Genomic DNA, 267 nt, shown 5'->3' on the forward strand with positions numbered 1-267 from the left:
TCGCCCGCGACGGGATCCTGAAGGGCCTCAACGTCGAGATGACCCTGGCGCTCGCCCAGGCCGTGCGCATCCCGGTGATCGCCTCGGGCGGCCTCGCGTCGATCGACGACGTCCACCGCCTGCTGAAGCCGGATTGCGCCCTGATCGCGGGCGCGATCACCGGCCGGGCGCTCTACGACGGCCGCATCGATCCGGAGGCGGCCCTGGCCGCGATCGCTGCGGCGCGCGGCCCGGTGGCGTGATATCCAGAGACTCGCGACATGAGAC

1 protein-coding gene is annotated in these 267 nt (G+C 72.3%); it reads left to right on the forward strand.

The annotated features are described in order from the left end of the window. On the forward strand, positions 1–242 hold a 242-nt coding region (locus KZZ06_RS21025; protein ID WP_257884530.1), incomplete at its 5' end, for a HisA/HisF-related TIM barrel protein. Positions 243–267 lie beyond the last annotated feature (25 nt).

The organism is Sulfitobacter sp. CW3, assembly GCF_019392245.1.
Lineage (GTDB): Bacteria > Pseudomonadota > Alphaproteobacteria > Rhodobacterales > Rhodobacteraceae > Sulfitobacter.